Genomic DNA, 22990 nt, shown 5'->3' on the forward strand with positions numbered 1-22990 from the left:
ATCCAGGAAATCACCAGAACCTTTCCTCTCACCACGATGTTTCCAAAACCGCCGTGCTCAGGAGGAGGTTTCACCGCTCCACCTTAAGCACCGAGTTCCACCATCTCCCACTTCTTCCCGAACCCAGCACCTTTACTGCAACTTCATGCCCCGAATTCTAAACCTTTCCTAAATACCCTGTAAGGTTAGCCCTTGAACCTCACGAACCTTTCCCTGATTCCCCTGGCCTTGGGGTGGTAGAGGTGGTCCAGGGCCGTTCCCTTCGCTTTTCCTATCCCCATCCATTCCACCAGCTCCCTGAACCTCCCGCCCGCCAATCCATCCGCCACGACCGCGTAGCCCTGCGCCGTTTCCTTGGTGAGCTTCGCCCCCTCCAGCCCACCCACTTCCTTCACCTCACCCAACCTGCGCTCCAGTTCCTCCCTGATCCTCCTTATCCTAGTGAGCCTCCCCGAAATCAGAAGCTCTCTGGGTTCCTTCACCGATACCCTCATAGAAGCCACGGCTTTCTCTATTCCTTCCATCATGGCCTCAAAGGCCAGCTCGAACCTTTCCCCCTTTCCCTCAACGAACCTCTCGGGGTCCATCTCCCCCGTGATGGTGGCCGCTCCCCCCACGAAAACATCTCCCCTTTCCCACTTTCCCACTATCTGCACCAGTTCCCCATCTAGGGAGGAAGCCGTGAGAAAACCTATTCCGGGAAAGGTAGTCCCCCCTATCCCGTCCACGATTCTTCCCCCCTCCACCCCTATTACCGCGTTGTAACCGAACCCCAGCTCTATCAGGATGAAGGAGACCTCCCGATAGGGAATGCCCAACCTAGAGGCCTGGCAGTGGACCCCCAGCACCGCCACCGCCATCTTGTCCGCCGTCCCCATGTCCAGCTTGTTGACCTTTCTGAACTCCGGAACCGTGGGTAGCTCGACTACGGAAGGTATGAAGACCACTGGAAGTCTCTCCTTCCTCATCCAAAGGCATGCTTCGGTCATGTTCTTGTAGAGGATCGCCCCGAAGAGCCCCTCCTCGATGGCCTTCAGAACCTCCTCCTTGCTGGTGAGGAGGATGTAGTTGTAGTACCACTGCTCGAACCTTTCTTCGGGGACCTCCTCTATCCTCGTCAGCTCCACCCCATATCCGGAGGGTCCGGCGATGAGGTCCACGGGAAGAGCTTCCTCAACCGCCTCCCTGAAGAGGCCGGGTCTCTTCACCAGCTCGGCGTTGTCCAGTGACCTCTCGTAAACCACCCTCCCGTCCTCCAGACCGCAGAGGTCCATGCTCTTGGTCCCCGGATCTATCCCCAGCACCCTCGCCATTGAACTCAAACTTTCTAGGTTCTCTCTAGTTTTATCCTATGCCCTCTCCTCACCCCTCCCTTCTTAAGGGTGTCAGGAGGAAACTCCAGCAGGACCTCGGAACCCTTGGGAGCCAAGCAGAACCTCCAGGGCTTCATCCCCCTCACCACCTTGATCGCCCTGCCATCCTTTAGGAAGAGGAGGTCCAAGGGAAAGCGTACCAGGCAGGTGTGGACGTGCAAGCTCCCTCCCTTGAAGAGGAGGGTGGCAGGTTCTTTCCTGAGTATCTGACCCCTCAGCCTCTTCCAGAAGCCCTCGACCACCTCCACCTTTTCCGCCAGCACATAACCCGTGTCCTCATCCACCACCCTCATTCGCTCATCCCCCAGCTTCCACACACAATCCTTAAGGAGTGGGGGGAGGGAAAAAAAAGGATGGAGGCCGAGATCGCCGCCAAGATCATAGAGGAGTTCTCCCGGGAACTCCTGAAGAACCTGAAGCTGGATGTCGCAGTGGTAGGTGCTGGACCTGCAGGTCTAACCGCGGCGAGGTATTTGGCCAAAGAGGGGAAGAAGGTGGCTGTCTTCGAGAAGAACCTCTGGGTGGGAGGAGGGATGTGGGGTGGGGGAATCCTCTTCCCCAAGCTGGTGGTGGAAAGGGAAGCCGCCGATCTGCTTCGGGAAGTAGGGGTGAAGCTCCAAGGTGAGGGCTCTCTGCTGACGGCCGATGCTGTGGAGGTGGTGGCCAAGTGTACCTCCTCCGCCCTCGACGCAGGTGCCAAGATCTTCGTGGGGATGGAGGTGGAGGACCTGATGGTGAAGAACTCCAGGGTCTGCGGGGTAGTCCTGAACTGGAGGGCCGTGAATCTGGCCAGGATGCACGTGGACCCCATAGGGGTGGAGGCCAAGGTGGTGATCGATGCCACGGGTCACGAGGCCTTCCTCGCGAGGGTGCTGGAGAGGAAGCTTCCAGGAGTGAGGTTCCCCACCCCCACCGGGAAGATCGTGGGGGAGGGACCCATGGACGCTGAAGTGGCCGAGAGGGAAATCGTGGAGAACACGAGGGAGATCTACCCTGGCCTGGTGGTGGCGGGGATGACGGCCGGGGCCGTGTTCGGCTCCCCGCGCATGGGCCCGGTGTTCGGGGGGATGCTGCTCTCCGGAAAGAAGGCAGCGGAACTCGCTCTAAAGCTGCTAACCTGAGAGGTGGGAAAGCCCCACGAACAAGCAAAACTAAAATATCGGCACAAACGACGCTAGCTGATGGTGGACAGACCCGGGAGCCCGTCTCATCCTCAAAGACAACTGGAGTGGTTGGTGGGACCTCGCTGAGAAAGATCCTGGTGCTTCTGGTTTTTGTCTGCCTCTCGCTCCTGGTGGCAACCACCTTCTTTCGCGGTGGGGAGAGGATGGAGGGGGCCCCTCCTTCGTTTGAGGAGAGGGAGAACGAGTTTTGGGGTTCCCACCCCGAGCTTGGTGAGGGTCGAGTAACCTACACCGTTGTGCCAGTAGAACTCGAATACATCGAAGAAATAGTGCCGATCGGAAAGATAGGCACCATCGGCCATCCCATCCCCACCTCGCACACCTATTGGGTACTTGCCAGGAAGGACTTGGGTTTCCCCGAAGACGGTTTCTCAAAGCCCGTCAGGGCACCCGCGGACGGTGTGATCACGAAAATCATCTTCACGTACTGGGCGGGCTTCCCGGATTACGGCATCTATCTCAGGCACACCAACACCTTCATGACGGCATTTTACCACCTCTCGGAGCTGAGCGAGGGAGTGCTGGCCAAAATAGGCTCACCCCTGAGGGAGGGTCGCGCAAACGAGGTATACGTTCCGGTGAAGGCGGGGGATATCATCGGGAAAACGTCTTCTGCCATGGGACAGAGCGCCTGCCTGGACATGGGTGCCTACGACAGAGAGGTGCTGAACTTCATCCACCCGGAAAAGTATCCCCTGCCACAGCAGCACGCCATTTCCCCCTTGGACCTCTTCTCGCCCTCCCTGCAGGAGAGGGTCTACGAAAAGGTCAAAAGGACAGCGGAACCGCGCGGCGGTGAATGCGACTACGATCTCAGGGGAAAGCTCTCCGGAAACTGGTTCCTGGAGGGGACGGATGGATGCACCGGTGAAAACGGGTACCAGAACTACCTCTCCTTCGGTTACGATGTTTACGACCCTCGGCAGTTGAGGATAAGTTTGGGTTGGAAGTTCCTCGAAGCATTTGGCTTTCCCTCATGGCTTCCCCCCCTCTCTAGGGTGGAGGGGAATGCCCCGGACTTCAAGAACGTGGGCGTGAACAGCGGAAGGATCGTCTACAGGCTTTCACCCGTGAGGGAGGAGAACCTCGCACCCCTGCCAGAAACCACGTGTACTCTATTGGTGGAGATGATGGACGAAGAAAAGATCAGGGTTGAGGTCTTTCAGGGCAACGTTCAAAATCCCTCCTTTACCCAAAGGGCGCTGATCTACACCAGGTAGTGGTGGAGGCTGCCACGGTTTTACATTCGTCTGCTTGTTCCCACGCGAACGGGAAAGCTGGGAGGTGAGGGCATGACTCCGGCCCTTTGAGGCGCCGGGGGAGGGATTTGAACCCTCGAGACCCAAAGGGTCACACGCTCTCAAGGCGTGCGCCTTACCTGGCTTGGCTACCCCGGCAAGAAAATCTGGGAGCGGGAAGGTATAGAGTTGACGAAAACTCCTTTTTTGAGTCAGTACCATCTGAAAATGATGGAAGCGGAGTTGGGGGAAATACCAAAGCTGGCCTGGTATCTGGAGCTCTTAGCCCTTGTGTATGTGGGATTGGGAGTCGTTCTCCTAGGTGTGGACGCCTACCTGGGAGGGGCAAGCCAGGAACTCTCCGAGCTGGGAACGGAGGCCGAAGGTGTGCAAAACACCCTGAATTCGGCGGTTCTGATAGTCCTGATCCTAGGGGTGGTGCTACTGATCTGCGGAGGTGAATGTTGGTACTTGAGTCACAGAATCCAGAAGATCATGGAAGAAGCTTCGAAAGATCTGAAACTCATAGAGGTGAAGAAGGCGGCACGTCAAGCTCCGAAGGAATGAATCCAGGAAAGGGAAGGAGAAGATGGGAGATGTGATCAAGGCGGAGGGTCTCACGAAAGTTTTCAACGGTTTTACTGCCGTCGACCACATCACCTTCCGGGTGAGGGAAGGGGAGATCTTCGGCTTTCTTGGACCCAACGGGGCTGGAAAAACCACCACCATCCACATGCTCACCACCGTCCTCAAACCCACCAGTGGAAGGGCTGAGGTATGCGGTTACGATGTGGTTAGGGAACCGGAAAAGGTGAGGAGATCCATAGGAGTGGTGCCCCAGGAGTATACCGCAGACGAGGATCTCACCGGGTATGAAAACGTGATGCTCTGTGCGGATCTCTACGGGCTCCCGAAGGAAGAAGCGAGAAGAAGGGCCCTCGAACTTCTCTCCCTGGTACAGCTGGAACCCTTCAAGGACAAGAGGGTGGAGACCTACTCCGGTGGGATGAGGAGGAGGCTGGAGTTGGCCTGCGGGCTCATCAACCGCCCGAAGGTGCTCTTCTTGGACGAACCCACGCTGGGACTTGACGTTCAGACCAGAACTTCCATCTGGAGGTACATCCTCTATCTCAGGGAAACCTTTGGGATGACGATTTTCCTCACCACCCATTACTTGGAGGAGGCAGATCATCTCTGCGATCGTATCGCCATCATCGACCACGGGAAGATCGTGGGAGAGGGAAGTCCTTCGGAACTTAAGGACTCACTGGGAGGAGACCTCCTGACGCTGGAATGCGAAGGTGAAGGCGTGGAGGAAGTACTCGGGGAGATAGATGGGGTGAAGGAAGTGAAGAAGGAAGGAACGGAGTACAGGATAAAGGTGAACAAAGGGGAGAGCGTTGCCCCCCTCCTCCTCAAGGCCCTGGGGGAAAGGAGGCTGACGGTCAAACGACTTTCCCTCACGAAACCCACTTTAAACGAAGTCTATTTGGAAAAGACCGGAAGATCCTTCAGGGACCAGGAAGAAAAGCCGGAGGAGAACCTCAGGCAGAGGATTACCCTATGGAGAGCCAGGAGATGAAGGGAAGACCCCTCCAAGGCTTCCTTGCCCTTACCCACAGGGAGCTGAAGAAATGGTACAAGGAACCTCTCCTCCTCCTCATCACCATCCTCCAGCCCCTCATCTGGATGATCTTCTTGGGAAAGGCCATGAACCTAGAGGCCGTTTTCGGAGGGGGGTTACCGCCCGACTTGGCAAGACAGCTCATGCTCCGCTCCTTCGGAACCGCAGATTACTTCTCCTTCATGGCTATAGGCATGATAGCCGTCACCTGTCTCTTCACCACGATGTTCACGGGCTTCTCCATCATCTGGGATCGCAGGCTGGGCTTCCTCAACAAGGTCTTGAGCACCCCCGTCTCCAGGGTCTCCGTGGTTTTCGCTAAGGTCTTCTACGCCACCCTGCGCTCCTCCTTCCAGGTCCTCATCATTCTGTCTGCAGCCTTTGCCCTAGGCCTCCAAACGGGACCGGGCTTTCATCCCCTTTACCTGCTCGGGGTCCTCCTGGTAACCTTCATGGTATGCGTGACCTTTTCTTCCCTTTTCCTCATGCTGGCCCTCAGATCCACCCGATGGGAAACGCCGATGGCGATGGTGAACCTCTTGGTCATGCCCCTCATGTTCGCCTCCAACGTCTTCTTCCCTCTGGAGCTCATGCCCGGATGGCTCAAAACGGTGGCGAGTTTTAATCCCCTCTCCTACACCAACGACGCCCTCAGACAGTTCACCATTTACGAACTGGACCTCAATGCCCTTCTCAAAGACCTGACCTACCTGGGTCTCTTCTGTTTGTTCATTTCTTCCCTCAGCATCTACCTTGCCAAAAAATACCTTTCCCGCTAACCCTTGAGCTCTATCTTGATGTGAACGTCCTGGGGGACCTGTAGGCGCATGAGCTGACGCATCGCCCTTTCATCGGCACTCATGTGGATGAGCCTCTTGTGGATCCTGAGCTCCCACTTGTCCCAAGTGGCCGTTCCCTCCCCATCCGGAGATTTCTTCACGGGTATCACTATCCTTTTCGTGGGGAGGGGAATGGGCCCGGAAATGCTCACTCCAGTACGCTGGGCTATGTCCTTGATCTGAGCGCAGATTTCATCCAGCTTCTTGTGATCCGTACTCGAAAGGTGAATCTTGGCCTGCTGCATCTTCGCACCCCCTCACCTTCCTCCACCGGATAAAAAAGGTTCACTTGGCCTTTACCACATCGATACACACACCGGCCGCGATGGTCATACCCATGTCACGGATGGCAAACCTGGCGAGCTGTGGTATGTCCGAAACCTTCTCTATCACCAGGGGTTTCGTGGGCCTCACCTTGATGGTGGCCATGTCCCCCCTCTTTATGAACTGCGGGTGATCCTCCAAGACGGCACCAGTCTTGGGGTCCAGCTTGTTGATGATCTCCGTGATCTGGCAAGCCACTTGGGCGGTGTGAACGTGGAAAACCGGTGTGTAACCCGCCGCTATGGCGGTGGGATGCTGTAGAACGGCGATCCTAGCGGTGAACTCACTCACCACCGTTGGAGGTGCATTCGGAAGACCGGCAACATCACCCCTCTTGATCTCGTTCTTCGCTATTCCCCTAACGTTGAACCCGATGTTGTCTCCAGGCTCTGCCTTGGGAATGGGCTCGTGGTGCATCTCTATGGATTTTACTTCACCTGTCTTCCCGGAGGGTTCAAACACGACCGTGTCACCCGTCTTTAGCACTCCCGTCTCCACCCTTCCCACGGGCACCGTTCCCACTCCAGTGATGGAATACACATCCTGGATGGGGATCCTGAGGGGCTTGTCTATGGGCTTGGGTGGGAGGCTGAAGGTATCCAAGGCCTCCAAGATGGTGGGACCACTATACCAGCTCATCTTGCTGCTGGGCTTCGTCACGTTCTCTCCATAGAAAGCAGCCACGGGGACAAAGGGGAACTTGTCCGCGTTCCTGTAACCTACCACCCTCAACATTTCCATGATTTCTGATTTCAACTTCTCGTAAACTTCTTTCTTGTAATCGACCAGATCCATTTTGTTGATCGCCACCACCAGCTGGTTCACTCCCAGCGTGAAGGCTAGGGCGGCATGCTCCCTCGTCTGGGGCATGATCCCATCGTCGGCCGCCACCACCAGGATGCCAGCATCCGCTTGGCTCGCCCCCGTGATCATGTTCTTGACGAAGTCCCTGTGCCCTGGGGCATCTATCAAGGTGAAGTAATACTTGTTGGTTTCGAACTTCCTGTGGGCCAGGTCTATGGTAAGACCCCGTTCCCTCTCTTCCTTGAGATCATCAAAAACCCAAGCGAACTTGAAGGTTTTTCCCTTGTCACCCATCGCCTCGAACTTCTTGATCTCATCTTCCTTCACTTCCCCCGTTTCGAAGAGCAATCTGCCTAGCAGGGTGGACTTGCCATGGTCCACGTGCCCCATCGTCACCAAGTTCAAGTGTGGTTTGGCCATTTTCCCGACCTTAGTCTCGATTGTTTTCCCGAATTTAAATCTTTTTGCGTCACCTGGCTTTTTCCGCTATCCTCTCTATTTCTTCCTTTCTGGCCACCGCATAACTTCTGGAATCGTATTGAGAAGCCAAAATGATCTCCTCGGCCAAACATTCCTCTATGGGTTTCTTGTTGCGGAAGGAGGCTGCAAAGGCACCCGCCGCTATGTTCATCAAGGCCACATCAATACCCCTGGCGGGAGAAGCATCTACCGCCACATGGTAGGTGATACCACCATAGGTAATCCTGGTCGTTTCCTCCCTGGGTGCGGCGTAATGGATGGCATCCACTAAGACCTGTAAGGGATTCTTTCCCGTCCTCTCTTCTATGATTTCAAAAGCTCTCTTCACGATATTGTAGGCCTTGTGCTTCTTCCCGCATGCCCCGGCCCCCCTTATCACCCTCCCCCCTATCTTTTTGGCCCCTGGCCCTGACCTCATGATCTTGTTGATCAAACGCTCAACGATGGGCACTTCTGCCTTTCCCAAGGGCTTGGAGGCATGCCTTCCACCGGAAGAAAGGGAAAGAGTGGGTTGTAACCTGAGATATTTCTTCATGCCAGGATCCTTTATCTCCACCCCCTCTGCCGACCACTTCCCAAAGTACTTAAATTCCACCAAGTTCTCACCTCGTGGGTTTTTCCTTCCTCCCCTTCACCAATTCCTTCAAAGAAACTCCGTTCACCTTCACCACCTTGTATCTCACCCCAGGAATGTCACCCTTGGGACCCCCTTGGGCCCCCCCTATTCCTTCTATGATCACCTCATCGTGTTCATCGATGAATCCAATCGCCCCATCACCGGGCGCGAAGGCAGTTACCTGTCTCCCATTCTTCACTATTTGAACCCTCACGCACTTCCTGATGGCGGAGTTGGGCTGTTTTGCCTCCACCCCCACCTTCTCGAGCACGATGGCCCTAGCTTGCGGGGCCCCTTCGAGCGGGTCAGCTTTCTTGTCCAGCATGAGCATCCTCCTTTTGTACTCCGAATCCTTCCACCTGAACCTCTGTCTGTCGGAACGGAGCTTCCTAGCCGCAAACTCTCCCTTTCCCATATCATCCCCTCTGAGGCTCCTTCATTTTATTATTATGTTATGTAAGCCACAATTCCTTTGTGCCAACAACTTCGCCTTCTTGAGCCTAACACCTCCTTTACCGATGGCCAAACCCTTGTCCTGCTGTCTCACTTCAAGAACCGCCACTTTTTTTCCATTTTCCTCTATAAAAGTCAGGGAGTTTATCTGGGCCGGGGAGAAGAGGATTCTGAGGAACTCTTCGGGATCCTCAGAATATCCCACCACTTCTATTTCCTTTCCCAAGAGTTTCCTGAGCTTCTTTATGTGACATCCGTTCTTTCCCACGCAAAGACCCACCAGTTCCTTTTCTACCAAAAAGATCAACTTGTCCTCGCTCAGAAGACAGTCCCTGGCCCTCACCCCACTCACCATTTCCAAGAGTGACATGTACCTCATTTCTTCCTCGCTTAGAGTGATGCTCAACCCACCACCGTGGAGAGAATGTTGGAATTGCCGGGATCCAACACCGAACACACGTTCACGGAGAAAGGTCTTCCCACTGCCGTTCCCAGCTCCACGCTGTTTCCGGGATACCGAAAGAGGGGAACGCCGAAAAGCTTTGAAAGGTATTCGACTTCCTTCTTCACTTTATCCGGACAGTTGGAAGCTACTATGACCATCTTTACCTTTCCCGCCCTAAGAAGTTTCAGAGAACGATCCGTTCCCAAGATTACCTTCCCGCTCTCCACCGCCTTTCTTATCTCTTCATTTATGTTCACTTTTACCACCTTGCATCACTAGACGTACTGCACCAGTCCCCAGCGGAATGGGATTCCCCGTAATGATACTCTCCGTTACTCCCCTCAACCTGTCCACTTCTCCCCTCAAGCTGGCCTCCAACAGATGTTTGAGGGTGATTTCAAAGGCCGCCCTAGCAAGCACACTGGCCTTCTCCCCACTTACCCCGTGTCTGCCTATTTGCCTTACTTCACCCTTGGCCGTCATCATATCCGCCACCAGCATGATGTGCCTTATATCCACTTCCAGCCCCTGCTCCTTCAAAGTTTCCATCATCTCCTTTATCAAGGCATTTCTAGCCGCCTCTATCCCCAAGATTTCTTCTATTTCCCGAATGTTATTGGTTACGGTCCTCCTCTTGTCCACTCCTTCTATCTTCAGGACCTCTGCGAAGTTGGATCCTTCCGTGTATATCACATACTCTTCTCCCTCCTTCTTCACCACCACCTTTGTGATGTCCCTGATGCCCTTCAGCCTGAGTTTCCTCACCCTGGCCGCCAACCTACGTAGTTCGGAAAGACCTTCTTCCTCACCCATCCTTATCCTGATTTTGTTTTCATCCATGTTTATCTTCACCTTTGGTCCCAATTCTTGGGAGAGGATTTCCGCCACCTTACTGGGAGTGAGATTCCTCTGACGAAGCCTGGAGCGGTTCAGGGAAAGTAAGAGCTGCATGTTGATGAGGTCCGTTTCCATTTCGGAAATGATGTCTTCCACCGTAGTCATCTCAATCTCCTGGGCAAGGGCCTTGGCCTTTTCCTTGTCTTTGGAATAAGGAGGCTCTAAGTAGACCGTCATCAAGGCAGCCGAGGGAGTCCTCCTAGTGTCCAGGATCTCTATGAGTCTGGGCAAACCCAGAGTAACGTTCAATTCCGCCACTCCAGCATAGTGGAAGGTACGAAGGGTCATCTGAGTACCAGGCTCCCCAATAGACTGTGCCGCCACCGTTCCTACCGCCTCTCCAGGCTCCACCAGGGAAGAAAGATAGGCCTCCTTCACCGCCTCTATGACCTGCTGAAGGGTTTCCGTAGTTATGGCTTTTTCCTTGCTCACCTTCAAGAGGGTGTGCTCGAGCTCCTCTATGATGGCGGGGGGTACTTCCCCTTCCAACTTCCTAACTTCGGACTTGATGGTTTCTGGGGAAACTCCCACCATTTACTCCACCTTCACCCCCACTATTCTCTCCACTAGTCTATCCACCCTCACGGCCTTTCCGTTATCCGTCCTCATGGGGTCGGCCCCGTCCTCCCCGTAGAGGAACTGCACGATGGCTCCCCTGTCATCCCTGACCGTCCCATCGTACTCCACGTGAAGGTCCTGCAACGCATTTATCAACCTGCGCTGCATGTAACCACTCTGGGCCGTCCTCACGGCCGTATCCACCAATCCCTCCCTACCACCCATGGCATGGAAGAAGAACTCCTTCGGTTTAAGCCCATCCTTGTAGCTCGAACTCACGAATCCCCTGGCCTCAGCTCCCAGGTCCCCGGGCTTGAAGTGTATGAGCACCCTGTTGGTATATCCGCGGTTGAGCCTTTCACCCCTTACCGACTGCTGTCCCACGCAGGCTGCCATCTGGGTGAGGTTGAGCATGCTTCCCCTTGCACCCGTTCTGGCCATGATGACGGCAGGATTGGAAAGGGTGAGATGTTTCTCGGCTACTTCTCCCGCCTCATCCCTGACCTCGGCCAGGACCTCCATGATCCTCATTTCCAGGGTCTCCCTCATCGACCTCCCGGGTAGGGGTTCCAGCTCTTCTTTCTCGTATATCTCTATGAGCTGCTGGACCTTCTTCTTGGCCTCCTCTATTTTCTCCTCTATCCTCTCCTTGGCTATGAGGGGAATATCCTCGTCCTCTATGCTGGTGGTGAATCCCAGCATCGTGGCGGCGGCTATGGAGAGTCTGGTCACCTGGTTGAGGAACTCGGACGCCCTTTCCACCCCGTACTCCTTGGTGAGTCTGTCCCAGAGTTCACATTTATCGAGGGCCTTGTAGGCATGGGCATCGATCACCCCATACTTGAGCTCTCCCTTCTCTATTACCACATAGGCCTCCTTCTCGCATTCCTTTTCCTTGCATTTCGAACAACCCTCACATATCTTTGCCCGATAGGTGAGGTTGAAATCCTTGGGCAGAAGGATGCTGAAGATCTGCTTGCCCGTCCAGTATTCCTTTCCCTCCCTCCTCACCGCAGGTTCGGGAAGGATCGGTTCTACCCCCGCCTGAAGGAGGAGCTGACAGGCCTTTTCCCTGTCCAGCAGGGTCTCCTTCCTGGTGAGTAGGTAGGCACCCGTTATGTGATCCTGGATGCCACCTATGATGGGTCCTCCGAATCTTGGAGAGATGATCTGGTTCTGTACCGCCATGAGGATCATGGCCTCCACTTGGGCCTCCTCGCTCTGGGGTACGTGGAGGTTCATCTCGTCCCCATCAAAGTCTGCATTGTACAGGGGACAGACGCAGAGGTTCAATCTGAAGGTCAGGCCCGGCATCACCCTCACTTTGTGGGCCATGATGGACATCCTGTGAAGGGAAGGCTGACGGTTGAAGAGCACGATGTCGCCATCCCTCAGGTTCCTCTCCACTATGTATCCTGGTTCCAGCTTCTGGGCCAGCTCCTCCCTATCCGCGTATCGGAGGTCGTACCTTTTACCATCCGGGCTTATTACCCACTGGGCCCCAGGATATTTCTCCACCCCCCTCCTCACCAGCTCGCGCATTTCCTCCAGGTTGAAAGTAGTCACCCTGGTCCTAACCGTGAGAACCCTAGCCACGTACTCCGGCACGCCCACCTCGTCGAACTTCAAGCAAGGATCGGGTGAAATCACTGCCCTCGCGGAAAAATCTACCCTCTTCCCGGAAAGGTTCCCCCTGAACCTCCCTTCCTTTCCCTTCAGTCTCTGCCCCAGGGTACGGAGGACCCTTCCAGATCTGTGCCTGGCTGGTGGAACTCCGGAAATCTCGTTGGAGAAGTAGGTGGCCACATGGTACTGGAGGAGCTCCCACAGGTCTTCCACGATGAGATGGGGGGCACCCGCCTCCATGTTCTCCGCCAGTCTCTGGTTGATCCTTATGATGTCCACGAGCTTATGGGTGAGATCGTCCTCCGATCTCACTCCAGTCTCAAGCGTGATGCTGGGCCTCACGGTGACGGGTGGGACCAAAAGCACCTGTAGGACCATCCATTCCGGTCTGATGGAAGGATTGATGCCCAAAAGCTTTAGGTCCTCGTTCCTTATCCTTTCCAATCTTGCCCTTATGTCCGAAGGGGTGAGTCTTCCCTTCCCCTCCACGAAGGTGAAAGGCTTCTCGAACTTCACTTCCTCCTGTTTTTCCCCGCAGTGGGGACACTCCTTCCTTCCCCTAGCCGCCTGTACGGCTTTCTCAGAAACTTTCCACCACTCCTCCTTTTCCTCCATTTCTTGCAGGAACTTCTCCCTCTCCTCCTCCTTCAAAAGGATCCTTCCGCACTTCCTGCAAGTGGACTGGAGGAGATCGAAAATGGTTTCCACATAGTTCACATGGATAACGGGCCTGGCCAGTTCTATGTGTCCGAAATGACCGGGACATTCCTTCGGACCTCCCCCACAGGTCTTACAGGTCAGTCCTGGCTCTACCACTCCGAGCCTCCTATCCATCAGCCCCCTCTCGATGGGAAAACCGTCCTCATCGTAGGTGTCGGCGGTGACTATCCTGGTAACCGACATCTTCCTTATCTCATCAGGAGAAAGCAGGGAAAATTGGATGCTCTCTATTGCCCTCTGCGGTCTCATCTCTTCCCCCCTCAAGCCTTGTCCCGCAGCTTTATGCGGGTGTCCAAACACAAGGACCTCAGCTCATCCAAAAGCAGTTTGAAGGCATAGGGCATCTCCACCGTGTAAATCTCCGACTCCTCTTCGCAGAACGGACAGTAAATCCTGTTCCTCTTCTTGTCGTGGACGGCGAAATGTCCGCATCTTCCGCAGATCAGGGCATCGAACTTGTCCGAGCTCTCCAGCAGTCTATCCCTGAGTAACCTGGCTGCCCCATACCCTATGAGGCAGTCCCTCTCCATTTCCCCAAACCTCAGCCCTCCTTCCCTCGCCCTTCCTTCCGTGGGCTGGTGGGTAAGCACCTGGACGGGTCCTCTGGACCTCACGTGGATTTTGTCCGCTGCCATGTGATGGAGTTTCTGATAATAACACACACCTATGAAGATCTCCGCAGGGATCATCTCGCCCGTCATTCCGTTGTACATTACCTCCTTCCCGGCGGGACTGAAGCCGCACTCCAAAAGTATTTTCCTTATCCTTTCCTCGGGTTCTCCTTCAAAGGTCGTGCCGTCTATCTCCCTTCCCGCTAGGGCTCCGGCTTTTCCTGCAACCATCTCGAGCAACTGCCCTATAGACATCCTGGAGGGAATGGCGTGCGGATTGATGATGAGATCGGGTACTATACCGTTCTCGGTAAAGGGCATGTCCGCCCCATCCATGATCAGCCCCACTACCCCCTTCTGCCCGTGCCTTGAAGCAAACTTGTCACCCAGCTCCGGAATCCTGAGGCTCCTAACCCTCACTCTGGCCGCTCTGTTCCCCTCCGCCGTCATCACCAAGTAAACCATGTCGGCTATTCCTTCTTCCCCAGGCTTTATCCTCACGGAGCTCTCCCTCCTCCCCATCTCCATTTTCACCCCGAATTCGTCCGTTTCTTCAAAGAACCTCGGAGGACTGGTCCTTCCTATGACCACATCCTCCACCCTGAGCCTCGACTCCACTTCCACTATTCCTTCCTCTCCCAACTGGGCGTAGTGGGAAGCATCGGAATAACCTCTTATTTCCTCGCTTGGTATTTCGAACTTATCCTTCTGTCCCCCAGAGTACCTGCCCTCTTCGGCCTCGTAAATGGTAAAGGAGGTGCTCCTCCCCAACCCCCTGTCTATTGAATCCCTGTTCACGATGATGGCATCTTCCATGTTGTAACCACCATAACAGGCTATTGCCACCACCAAGTTCTGTCCGCTGGGCCTCTTCCTCAATCCCACAATTTCCATTACCTTCGTTCCCACCAAGGGACGCTGGGGATAGTGGAGGAAATAGGAATGAGTGTCCGTTCTCGTATGCATGGCGGTGGAGAAAACACCCAGCGCCTGTTTGGCCATGTTAGCTCCATAGGTATTGCGTGGTGACTGGTTGTGCTCCGCGTAGGGAATGAGGGAAGCACTTACTCCCAGGATAACCAAGGGATGGAGCTCGAGGTGGGTGTGGGCGGGAGTGAGCTCTTCGGGATTTATCGCCACATAAGTGTTCTCTTCCTCGTCCGCATCCAAGTATTCCACCACCCCCATCCTGACGAGATCCCCCCAAGTCATCCTCCCGCTCTTGAGCATTTCCAGGTGCTGGTCCGTAACCAAGGGTTTGCCATCCTTCACCACAATCAGTGGTCTCCTCACCCTTCCGTGGTCACACCAAACGGCTACCTCCTTTGTGTCCTTCTTGAACCTAACATTTACCTGGTCGCTGAGTTCACCCCTCCTCCTCCTCTCCCTTATCTCCCTCGCCAGCTTTTCCCCATCTTCCACCGTACCCACCACCCTCCCGTTCAGGAGGACCACCACCCTACCGCTCCGCTCTCCTCCCTTCCTGATGGGGGTTACCCCCATCTTGTAGAGGGCCTTCTCCACTTCCTCTTCATCGGCACCAGTGGAGATCTCTGCCGTGAGGGCGAGGTTCTTGACCAATCCACAGTTTGGTCCTTCCGGAGTTTCAGAAGGACATATCTTACCCCAGTGGGTGGGATGCAGGTCCCTGGCCTCGAAGTGGGGCTGGCTCCTGCTCAGGGGGGAGACGATCCTGCGGAGGTGCGAGAGGGTGGAGATGTAGTTGGTCCTGTCCAGGAGCTGACTGACCCCCGTCCTACCACCAGGCCAGTTCCCCGTGGCCAAGGTATGCCTGATCTGCTCGGTGAGGAGATCCGCCCTAGCCGCCGTCCTCAGGTTGAGCTCCCTGCCCCTGGAATGGGAGCGCTCCAGCTGGTATTTGATATCCTTGATGAGGTTTAGAAGGGCCACCCTGAAGATGTTCTCAAGCATCTCACCGCTGAGCTTCAGACGTTTGTTTCCGTAGTGGTCCTTGTCATCCACCTCCCTTCTACCCAGCGAGAGTTCTATCACTCTCTCCACCATGCTACCGAGGAAGTAGGCCTTAGCCAGTCTGTCCTCGGGAGAGGTGCCTATGTGGGGGAGGAGGTATTTATCCAGGACTTCTTGGGCCCTCTGGAGTCTGTAACTCTTTACCTGCCCTATGGCCACCCTCTTCCCTATGATGTCGAGCGCATCCTTCTCCGTTTTGATCTCCGCACCCTCCTGCAGGTTCTCGAAGAGTTCCCTTATGATCTCGGGATCATCGGAAACCGCCTCCACGATGTCCTTATCCTTCACCAATCCCAAGGCCCTCATCACCACCACGAAGGGGAGCTGTCCAGGTACCGCGGGGAAGGACACCCTTATCAGTCCATCCCTCTTCCTCTCCACTACCACCAAAGCCCTGAAACCCCTGCGGCTCGAGAAAACCTTTGCAACCTCTACTCCCTGTCTCTCATCCCTTTCCACTAGGATGGAGTTCGTGGCCAGATCGTCCTGGATCACGATAACCCTTTCAGAGCCGTTGATGATGAAGTAACCTCCGGGATCCATGGGATCCTCCCCCATGGCGATGAGCTCCTCATCCGTCCTCCCATAAAGCACGCATATTTCGGACTTCAGCATCACCGGAATCTCCCCAATCATCACCCTCTGTGGGGGTCCCCTCTGTCCTTTGTAGACAATGCTCATTTCGAGGAAGAGGGGAGCCAGGTAACTCATGTTGCGTATCCTAGCTATGGCAGGGGTGACGTCGGGAAACCTGGCATGAGACCCATCGGCCTCCCTAAACCAGGGAGTCCCCACCGTGATCTTCCCGAATTCCACGTAGGTTCCCTCGATGTCAAGGTCTATCCCCCCTACGTCGTCTATAACCCGCTGGAGCCCATTCTTGATGAAGTCGTTATAGGAATCCAAATGTTGTCTAACCAATCCCCTTTCTTTAAGGAAGGCTTCCACCAATACCCATCTGTCCTTTAACATGGCTCATCCCTCCACCACATATCTATAGGCCAAGGTCCTACCGGCGGTGGGACTTTCCCTCTTCACTTCTACTATATCCCCGGGTTTTGCACCTATTGCCCTCGCTACGGGATCCGTGCTCTTCATGAGGGGAAGCTGATGGGGCTTCACCTTATACTTTCTCAGGATTTCTTCTTTTTCCTCTTCTGACAAAACCCTATGCTCCGGCACCAGTACGTGCCCCCGGGGATCGAAGCCTTCCTCCATCTTCCCACCCCATACGGGCCTGGTGGGATTCGAACCCACGACTCCCGGCTTAAAAGGCCGGTGCGCTAGCCAGACTGCGCTACAGGCCCAACTAACCGATGACTCAAAACTACTTATATTTATCCCTTTCGAAGACATAAAAAGCCTACTCTACCTCGTAAACCCTTCCCCTCTCCACCTCCCCCCTCTCGAACCTCTTCCTCATCTCGTCCGCTATCTTCTGGGCAAGGGGAGTGGGATATTCACCCGTAAGACAGGCAAGACACAGATCCTCCTTCCTAACGCCCGTGGCCCTCACGAAACCCTCCAGTGACTGATAGTGGACGGAATCTGCCCCTATCAGCTGAGCTATTTCTTCCTCTCGATGGGTGGAACCTATGAGCTCCCCAAAGGTGGCCATATCGATGCCATAGAAACAGGGGGAAATGATGCGGGGGAAGGTGAAATACATGTGTATCTCTTTGACCCCTGCCATCCTGAGTTTCCTTATGACCCTCTTGGAGGTATCCCCCCTCACAATGGAATCCTCCACCACGGCTATCCTCTTCCCCTTCAGGGCTTCCGTAACGTTGATCTTCCTGGAAATGATTTTCTCCCTCTCCTCAGTGCTAGAGATGAAGGCACGGTCCACTACATACCTATGTCTCCTCACCGCCCTTTCCCAAGGTATACCCGTCACCTCATGCATTCCGTAAGCCGCGTCATCCCCAGTGGAAGGGATGGAAACGATCACATCCACCTTCTTCGCCAGGTCTGGATCTTCTCTGGCGAGGTTCCTTCCGAATTCTTCCCTTATCTTGTATACGGGCTTATCATTGCAAAGTATGGAGTCGGGGCGGGCGAAGTAAGCGAACTCGAAACTGCAAAAGGCCCTTCTTTCCCCCTTTACTATTCTCTCCCTCCTAGTCCCTTCTCCAGACCAGACGATCAGTTCACCCGGTTGAACCTCCGCCTCGTATTTGAACTCGTTTATATCCAATCCCACACTTTCGGAAGACACGGCGAAGGTTTGGTTATCCGGACTGCAACCATAGCAAAGGGGTTTTATCCCCAACGGATCGCGGAAAGCGAAAAGCTCCCCCCTTTGGGTCATACCCACCACGGAGAAGGCACCCTCTATATCCCTCATGCAAGCTTCCACTGCCGAGAAGAGATCCGAGTTCTTCATCCCCTGCAGGAGCTTCTTGGAGAGCAATTCTATATCGGAAGAGGAGGAGAGCCTACAGGTTTTTTTCTTCAACTCCGCCCTGAGCTCCTTCACATTCACTAGATTTCCGTTGAAGGCGATGGTGATCTTTTCTTCCCAACCCGCCAAAAAGGGCTGCATGTCCCTCAGGAGCCAGTACCTCGTGCTTCTGCCGGAGGTAGCGTACCTCACATGGCCTATTCCCACGTGGCTCTTGAAAGACCTAAAGAGTCTCCTTATCACGGGATGCCTCATGGGAGGGATAAGACCCAACGAGCGATGGGCGACGAATTCGTTCCCCCTGACCTCTGCAAAACCATAGGAATGATGCCCACGATGATTTTGGGAGATCAGACCCCAATATACGTGTGGAAAAACCTCCTTGCCTTCGAAATCGAAGGCACCAAAGACCCCGCAGGCCTCACCAAAAGGCTCCAATCCCCCACCAGAAGGGTTAAGGGTCCTTCCTTTAAATTTTTCCCCAGCTTTCCCTAACCTCCTCATCCGCCGAGATAACTTCTTCCCTTCTTTTCTTCTGCCAAGAGGAAACCCTTTCCGCCAATCCTTCATCCAGCAACGAGAGGATCTTTGCGGCTGCCAAGGCCGCTCCCTCCGGATCCGTCACCACCAAGGGAGCCACACCCCTGGGCATGCGCAGTGAAGAAAAAATGTCGAAGGGGAAGTTTTCCATTCTGACCGGACAGGTTATCACAGGGTGTCTGACCTGCGCATCCACCATCCCAGAGAGGGCGTTGGATCTCCCCACCACGGTGAGATAGACCAAGTCTTCTCCACTGCGTTCGTACTCCCTCACTATCTCCAGGAGTCTGTCTGGCGTCTTGTGGGCGGAGGCCACCCTTTCTTCGAACCTTATCCCAAGCTCCCTGAAAAGTGCTCTGGCGGGCTCCGCGAACTCCATATCCGCCCTGGACCCGTAGAGGATTACGACCTTCACTACACCCGGGAAAGGGTCGGTGGGGAAGTTTTTAATCCTACCGCCCTCGTCCAGCTTTCGACTCCCGGCGGCCCATCGCTTCTTCCACGGCCTTCTTGATCATCCTCTTGGGTGGATAGGGGTAGTGCCTCCCCCCGTAGAAGTAAACCCTGCACCCGAGCTTGCACTCCCTTCGAACGAAATGACCAGCGCTCTCGGCAAGCTCCTCGCAAGAAGGGCACCTCCCCTTCGTGACCTCCTCTTGAACATCCCTACCATCCACCAGCACGGTGGGCGAACCCAAAAACCCGTACTCCTTGGCCTTTTCCTCCGTGTCTATCAGTATTTCTTCCACCTCCGCTTTTACGCCCAGTTCTCTCAGGACCTCTCTGACCACCTCCTTGGTCTTCAGGCACCATGGACAGTCCAATATGTACAGAATCTGAATCTTCATCTTCTTTCCCTCGATTATCTCCTTAAATTCTCCACCATGGAAAGGAAGATCCTCCTTCCATCCCCCCACTCGGGAAGTTCCCCCTTTGTCCAGTCGGGAAGCTGCCAACCGAAGACCGCCCTCTCCGGATGGGGCATCATGCCCATTACCCTTCCGGTAGGGTCGCAAATCCCCGCGATATCGAAAAGGGATCCGTTGGGGTTCGTCGGATATTTTCCCCTAGCCGGTCTTCCTTCCCTGTCGCAGTACCTGAAAACCAGTTGATCGTTTTTCCTAAGTTTTTTCCAGCATTCTTCCTCTCTCCCCGCCGGAAAGAGGAACTTACCCTCCACGTGTGCCACGGGCATCCTCACCACTTCCCCCCTTTTCATCCCCCTCGTGAAGAGGCATTTCCCACCGTTTTCCACCCTGAGGTAAACCCATCTACACTCAAACCTCCCGGAGTCGTTGAGGGCCAGGGCGGCTTGAACTTTCCCCCACTCGAATCCGGGTAAGATGCCTGCCTCCACTAGGACCTGAAATCCATTACATATTCCGAGAATGGCCCCTCCCCTCTCCAAAAACTTCCTGAGGGAAGAACCCATCCTTTCCCCAAGTTCCCTTCCCATGATGGCCCCAGCCCTAACCCTATCACCAAAAGAGAAACCTCCTGGTATCACCAACGCATCGTACCTTTCCAGTCCTTCCCTTAGCAATCTCCGGAAGTGGATGAGCTCCACCTCCGCTCCCACTTCCTCCAGCGCCACCACGGTTTCCCCATCACAGTTGGTTCCACCAGCCCTCACCACACAGACCCTCACCATTCCGGATTCCTCCAAGCCCTCCTCAGCTCTTCAGCATCCACTTCCCACCTTTCCTTCCTTCCCAGGACCCTCAGGACCCCTTCATCCGTGACCCAGCCTATCCTCCTCGCCCTTTTTCCCGCCTTCCTCCGGAATTCCTCCTCCTTTTCCCTCTTCACCTCGAGCAGGAATCTGCTGTTCGACTCGGAGAAGAAGAGGTAATCCTCTCTCAGTCTTTCAGGGGAGGGAACAAGCTCGAGTTCAACTTCCGCCCCACAGTCCCCACCGAGTACCATCTCCGCCAAGGCCACTCCCAGACCGCCCTCCGAAAGATCGTGACATGCCCTCACCAGTCCAAGCTCTATGGCTTCCTCCACCACCCTCAGGTTCCTCCTCGCCTCCCCTACCCTTACCTTGGGAACACTCCTTCCCAGATATCCCAAGAGGGCGTAGTATTCGGAACCCCCAAGCTCCGGAAAGGTGTTTCCTACGAGGTAGAGCGGGTTACCACCCTCCTTCAATTCCGAAGAAACGGCTTTCCCCACATCCTCGATCAAACCCACGGCGGTGATCAGGAGGGTGGGGGTCACGGGACCGAGAGGTGACTCGTTGTACAGGCTATCCTTTCCGGAAATGAAGGGGGTACCCAAAGCCAGGGCAAAACGATAGCAGGCCTCGCAGGCCCTCAGCAGTGAACCCAGCTGTTCCTCCTTCTCCGGATTTCCCCACACGAAGTTGTCCAAGAGGGCTATTCTCCTTCCTCCGACCGCTACGTTGTTCCTCACGGCCTCCTCCAGACTCGAAGCGGCCATCCAGTAGGGATCTATCTTTCCATACCTTGGTTTGAGCCCGCAGGAGAGGACCACCCCCTTCCTCGATTTCCTCAGGGGTTTGAGGACCACTCCATCGTTTGGACCGCCATATTCCCCCTGGAGGGGTTTCAGGACCGTTCCACCCTGTACCTCGTGATCGTAAGTTCGGATCACTTCCTCCCTGCTACAGATGTTGGGGGAAGAGAGAAGCCTGAGGAGGGTCCTCTTGAGGGGGGGAGGGGAGAAACTTGGCTCCTCCAAGGATGGTGCCTTCCACCTCGCCTTCCTCTCCGGCAGGGGAGGGGAGAAGAGGAAGGAGAGTTCCAGCTCGGCCACTCGATAACCGCGATAGAAGACCCTGAGTAGACCGTTTTCAGTGAATTTCCCTATTGCCGTGGCCTCAACTTCTTCCCCTTCAAAAATTTTCAACACCTCTTCCAGATGTTCTGGGGGAACGCTCAGGGCCATTCTCTCTTGGGATTCTGAAATCCAAATCTCCCAGGGTCTCATACCCGGATACTTGAGGGGTACCTTGTCCAGCCATACCTCCACCCCACACCCTGCCTCCCTGGCCATTTCACCACTGGCACAGGAAATTCCTCCTCCCCCCAGGTCGGTGATGGAGCTGGCCAATCCCCTTTCCGCCACTTCCAGGATCCCCCTTTTCAGTTTTTCCTCCTCGATGGGATCCGGGATTTGAACGGCCGGTCTGGATACCTCCTCAGACTCCTCTGAAAGCTCAAGGGAAGCGAAGGTCACCCCATGAATTCCATCCCTTCCCGTCCTCCCCCCCACCAAAACCAAAAGATCTCCTGGTCTCGTTTTCTTCACGTACCTCTTCAGGGGAAGGATACCCACGCACCCGCAATAAACCACGGGGTTTCCCACATAGCTCTCATCGAAGTAAATGGCCCCCGCCACGGTCGGTATCCCCATGTTGTTTCCGTAGGCCCCTATTCCTGCCACTACCCCGCGGTAGATGTATCTCGGATGCTTGATCCCCGCAGGAAGTCGTTCCCATGGGAAATTGAGAGGACCGAATCCCAATACGTCCAAGCAAGCTATGGGCTTTGCCCAAACGCCCAAAATGTCCCTTATCACACCACCCACTCCCGTGGCCGCACCCCCGAAGGGTTCGATGGCGGAAGGGTGGTTATGGGTTTCCACCTTGACGGCCAAACCGTGCTCCTCGTCGAACCTCACGATTCCGGCATTGTCCCTGAAGGTGGAAACGCACCAGGAAGGGGAGAGCTCCTCCGTCACCCTCGCTATGAAGTCCCTGAAGAGCCTGACCCTCTTCCTCCCCACCCTCACCACCCCTTTGAAGGTCTTGTGGAAACAATGTTCTGACCAGGTCTGGGCGATGCCCTGCAGCTCCACGTCGGTGGGGTCCCTCCCTTTCCTCGAGAAATATTTTTTGCATTCCTCCATCTCCCTCAAGTTCATGGCCAGGCCCATCTCCAGGCTGATCCTAGAAAGTTCTTCCCCCTTCGCCTTGCTCAACAGGACCTCGTATACTTCGAAGGGAAGGGGGAGCCTCCTGTAAAGCTCGCTCAACCCTTCACCCGCCTTTCCACCTTCCTGACCTCAAAGGAGTAATCGTCCTTTACGGGATTGGAGAGAAGTTTCCTGCACATCTCTTCCGTAAGCTTCTTGGCCTCTTCCAGAGAAGGGGCGGAGAACTCTATTTCATAGACCTTCACCACCGAGACCGAGCCAACCCTATAGCCCAAATCCTCCAGAGCCTTCCTAGTACTTTCCCCCTCCGGATCCAGATAACCGGGCTTGAGCCTTACCTCTACCCTGCTCAGGTACCTCAA

The 22990-nt window shown here is 55.0% G+C and carries 23 protein-coding genes and 2 tRNA genes; 5 read left to right on the plus strand and 20 right to left on the minus strand.

The window, feature by feature from the left end:
• Window positions 1-185: 185 nt before the first annotated feature.
• Together QXG22_02655 and QXG22_02660 are read right to left on the minus strand one after the other, a co-directional pair.
• On the minus strand, window positions 186-1313 hold the full coding sequence (locus QXG22_02655; protein ID MEM0358898.1) for a DUF1464 family protein: 1128 nt from the start codon (window positions 1311-1313) through the stop codon (window positions 186-188).
• A 14-nt stretch (window positions 1314-1327) separates the two neighbouring features.
• A complete protein-coding gene (locus QXG22_02660; GenBank protein ID MEM0358899.1) occupies window positions 1328-1690 on the minus strand; it encodes a DUF192 domain-containing protein in 363 nt (120 codons plus the stop codon).
• A 36-nt stretch (window positions 1691-1726) separates the two neighbouring features.
• Here QXG22_02660 and QXG22_02665 point away from each other — a divergent pair, with 36 nt between their 5' ends.
• Both QXG22_02665 and QXG22_02670 read left to right on the plus strand, forming a co-directional pair.
• Entirely contained in the window at window positions 1727-2494 is a 768-nt protein-coding gene (locus QXG22_02665; GenBank protein ID MEM0358900.1) for a sulfide-dependent adenosine diphosphate thiazole synthase, read from the plus strand.
• A 140-nt stretch (window positions 2495-2634) separates the two neighbouring features.
• Entirely contained in the window at window positions 2635-3777 is a 1143-nt protein-coding gene (locus QXG22_02670) for a M23 family metallopeptidase (protein MEM0358901.1), read from the plus strand.
• A gap of 92 nt (window positions 3778-3869) precedes the next feature.
• Here the strand turns inward: QXG22_02670 and QXG22_02675 are convergent.
• Window positions 3870-3954 (minus strand) — tRNA-Ser (locus tag QXG22_02675).
• A 72-nt stretch (window positions 3955-4026) separates the two neighbouring features.
• Here QXG22_02675 and QXG22_02680 point away from each other — a divergent pair.
• The 3 genes from QXG22_02680 to QXG22_02690 are packed head-to-tail and all read left to right on the plus strand — an operon-like array spanning window position 4027 to window position 6198.
• The gene (locus QXG22_02680; protein MEM0358902.1) at window positions 4027-4362 is read left to right on the plus strand and encodes a hypothetical protein; all 336 of its coding nucleotides are present in this window, start codon (window positions 4027-4029) and stop codon (window positions 4360-4362) included.
• A gap of 22 nt (window positions 4363-4384) precedes the next feature.
• Entirely contained in the window at window positions 4385-5377 is a 993-nt protein-coding gene (locus QXG22_02685) for an ATP-binding cassette domain-containing protein (protein ID MEM0358903.1), read from the plus strand.
• A complete protein-coding gene (locus tag QXG22_02690; GenBank protein ID MEM0358904.1) occupies window positions 5359-6198 on the plus strand; it encodes an ABC transporter permease in 840 nt (279 codons plus the stop codon). Before QXG22_02685 ends, QXG22_02690 begins: the two co-directional genes overlap by 19 nt.
• On the opposite strand, the gene rpsJ is transcribed toward QXG22_02690, so the two are convergent.
• From rpsJ to purS, 17 genes are all read right to left on the minus strand, one after another.
• Complete coding sequence (rpsJ, locus tag QXG22_02695) at window positions 6195-6503, minus strand: 30S ribosomal protein S10 (GenBank protein MEM0358905.1); 309 nt, start codon at window positions 6501-6503, stop codon at window positions 6195-6197. The genes QXG22_02690 and rpsJ overlap by 4 nt on opposite strands.
• A 40-nt stretch (window positions 6504-6543) precedes the next feature.
• Window positions 6544-7806 (minus strand): translation elongation factor EF-1 subunit alpha, encoded by a 1263-nt coding sequence (gene tuf, locus QXG22_02700; GenBank protein MEM0358906.1) that lies wholly within the window; start codon window positions 7804-7806, stop codon window positions 6544-6546.
• A gap of 49 nt (window positions 7807-7855) precedes the next feature.
• Window positions 7856-8461 carry a 30S ribosomal protein S7 gene (locus QXG22_02705; GenBank protein MEM0358907.1) on the minus strand — a complete coding sequence of 202 codons (606 nt, stop codon included), beginning with the start codon at window positions 8459-8461 and terminating at the stop codon, window positions 7856-7858.
• Between the two features lie 7 nt (window positions 8462-8468).
• A complete protein-coding gene (locus tag QXG22_02710; GenBank protein ID MEM0358908.1) occupies window positions 8469-8897 on the minus strand; it encodes a 30S ribosomal protein S12 in 429 nt (142 codons plus the stop codon).
• Window positions 8898-8918: 21 nt separating this feature from the next.
• Window positions 8919-9341 carry a NusA-like transcription termination signal-binding factor gene (locus tag QXG22_02715; protein ID MEM0358909.1) on the minus strand — a complete coding sequence of 141 codons (423 nt, stop codon included), beginning with the start codon at window positions 9339-9341 and terminating at the stop codon, window positions 8919-8921.
• Window positions 9338-9637 (minus strand): 50S ribosomal protein L30e, encoded by a 300-nt coding sequence (locus tag QXG22_02720; GenBank protein MEM0358910.1) that lies wholly within the window; start codon window positions 9635-9637, stop codon window positions 9338-9340. The genes QXG22_02715 and QXG22_02720 overlap by 4 nt, the downstream gene beginning before the upstream one ends.
• Window positions 9624-10811: a DNA-directed RNA polymerase subunit A'' gene (rpoA2, locus tag QXG22_02725; GenBank protein MEM0358911.1), complete on the minus strand. Its 1188-nt coding sequence runs from the start codon at window positions 10809-10811 to the stop codon at window positions 9624-9626. The genes QXG22_02720 and rpoA2 overlap by 14 nt, the downstream gene beginning before the upstream one ends.
• A complete protein-coding gene (locus QXG22_02730; protein ID MEM0358912.1) occupies window positions 10812-13430 on the minus strand; it encodes a DNA-directed RNA polymerase subunit A' in 2619 nt (872 codons plus the stop codon). It abuts the gene before it with no gap.
• Between the two features lie 11 nt (window positions 13431-13441).
• On the minus strand, window positions 13442-16756 hold the full coding sequence (locus QXG22_02735) for a DNA-directed RNA polymerase subunit B (protein MEM0358913.1): 3315 nt from the start codon (window positions 16754-16756) through the stop codon (window positions 13442-13444).
• A 3-nt stretch (window positions 16757-16759) separates the two neighbouring features.
• Complete coding sequence (locus tag QXG22_02740) at window positions 16760-17041, minus strand: DNA-directed RNA polymerase subunit H (GenBank protein ID MEM0358914.1); 282 nt, start codon at window positions 17039-17041, stop codon at window positions 16760-16762.
• Window positions 17017-17091 (minus strand) — tRNA-Lys (locus QXG22_02745). Before QXG22_02745 ends, QXG22_02740 begins: the two co-directional genes overlap by 25 nt.
• A 56-nt stretch (window positions 17092-17147) precedes the next feature.
• A complete protein-coding gene (locus QXG22_02750) occupies window positions 17148-18626 on the minus strand; it encodes an amidophosphoribosyltransferase (protein ID MEM0358915.1) in 1479 nt (492 codons plus the stop codon).
• 31 nt (window positions 18627-18657) lie between these two features.
• Window positions 18658-19143, minus strand: coding sequence for an AIR carboxylase family protein (locus QXG22_02755; protein ID MEM0358916.1), 486 nt, complete (start codon window positions 19141-19143; stop codon window positions 18658-18660).
• A gap of 37 nt (window positions 19144-19180) precedes the next feature.
• Window positions 19181-19576 (minus strand): DUF2703 domain-containing protein, encoded by a 396-nt coding sequence (locus QXG22_02760; protein MEM0358917.1) that lies wholly within the window; start codon window positions 19574-19576, stop codon window positions 19181-19183.
• 14 nt (window positions 19577-19590) lie between these two features.
• Window positions 19591-20376 carry a phosphoribosylformylglycinamidine synthase I gene (purQ, locus tag QXG22_02765; protein ID MEM0358918.1) on the minus strand — a complete coding sequence of 262 codons (786 nt, stop codon included), beginning with the start codon at window positions 20374-20376 and terminating at the stop codon, window positions 19591-19593.
• The gene (purL, locus tag QXG22_02770) at window positions 20373-22727 is read right to left on the minus strand and encodes a phosphoribosylformylglycinamidine synthase subunit PurL (GenBank protein ID MEM0358919.1); all 2355 of its coding nucleotides are present in this window, start codon (window positions 22725-22727) and stop codon (window positions 20373-20375) included. Before purL ends, purQ begins: the two co-directional genes overlap by 4 nt.
• Window positions 22724-22990, minus strand: a complete 267-nt coding sequence (purS, locus tag QXG22_02775; GenBank protein ID MEM0358920.1) for a phosphoribosylformylglycinamidine synthase subunit PurS — start codon at window positions 22988-22990, stop codon at window positions 22724-22726. Before purS ends, purL begins: the two co-directional genes overlap by 4 nt.

The sequence above is a fragment of the Candidatus Hadarchaeales archaeon genome (assembly GCA_038736355.1).
In the GTDB taxonomy this organism is placed as follows: Archaea; Hadarchaeota; Hadarchaeia; order Hadarchaeales; family WYZ-LMO6; genus WYZ-LMO6.

Bases quoted from the DNA above. Each gene is read 5' to 3' on its own strand.
- QXG22_02655 (MEM0358898.1), bottom strand. From the start codon at position 1,313: ATGGCGAGGGTGCTGGGGATAGATCCGGGGACCAAGAGCATGGACCTC.
- QXG22_02665 (MEM0358900.1), top strand. From the start codon at position 1,727: ATGGAGGCCGAGATCGCCGCCAAGATCATAGAGGAGTTCTCCCGGGAA.
- QXG22_02680 (MEM0358902.1), top strand. From the start codon at position 4,027: ATGGAAGCGGAGTTGGGGGAAATACCAAAGCTGGCCTGGTATCTGGAG.
- QXG22_02685 (MEM0358903.1), top strand. From the start codon at position 4,385: ATGGGAGATGTGATCAAGGCGGAGGGTCTCACGAAAGTTTTCAACGGT.
- QXG22_02690 (MEM0358904.1), top strand. From the start codon at position 5,359: ATGGAGAGCCAGGAGATGAAGGGAAGACCCCTCCAAGGCTTCCTTGCC.
- rpsJ (MEM0358905.1), bottom strand. From the start codon at position 6,503: ATGCAGCAGGCCAAGATTCACCTTTCGAGTACGGATCACAAGAAGCTG.
- tuf (MEM0358906.1), bottom strand. From the start codon at position 7,806: ATGGCCAAACCACACTTGAACTTGGTGACGATGGGGCACGTGGACCAT.
- QXG22_02710 (MEM0358908.1), bottom strand. From the start codon at position 8,897: ATGGGAAAGGGAGAGTTTGCGGCTAGGAAGCTCCGTTCCGACAGACAG.
- rpoA2 (MEM0358911.1), bottom strand. From the start codon at position 10,811: ATGGTGGGAGTTTCCCCAGAAACCATCAAGTCCGAAGTTAGGAAGTTG.
- QXG22_02730 (MEM0358912.1), bottom strand. From the start codon at position 13,430: ATGAGACCGCAGAGGGCAATAGAGAGCATCCAATTTTCCCTGCTTTCT.
- QXG22_02735 (MEM0358913.1), bottom strand. From the start codon at position 16,756: ATGTTAAAGGACAGATGGGTATTGGTGGAAGCCTTCCTTAAAGAAAGG.
- QXG22_02760 (MEM0358917.1), bottom strand. From the start codon at position 19,576: ATGAAGATTCAGATTCTGTACATATTGGACTGTCCATGGTGCCTGAAG.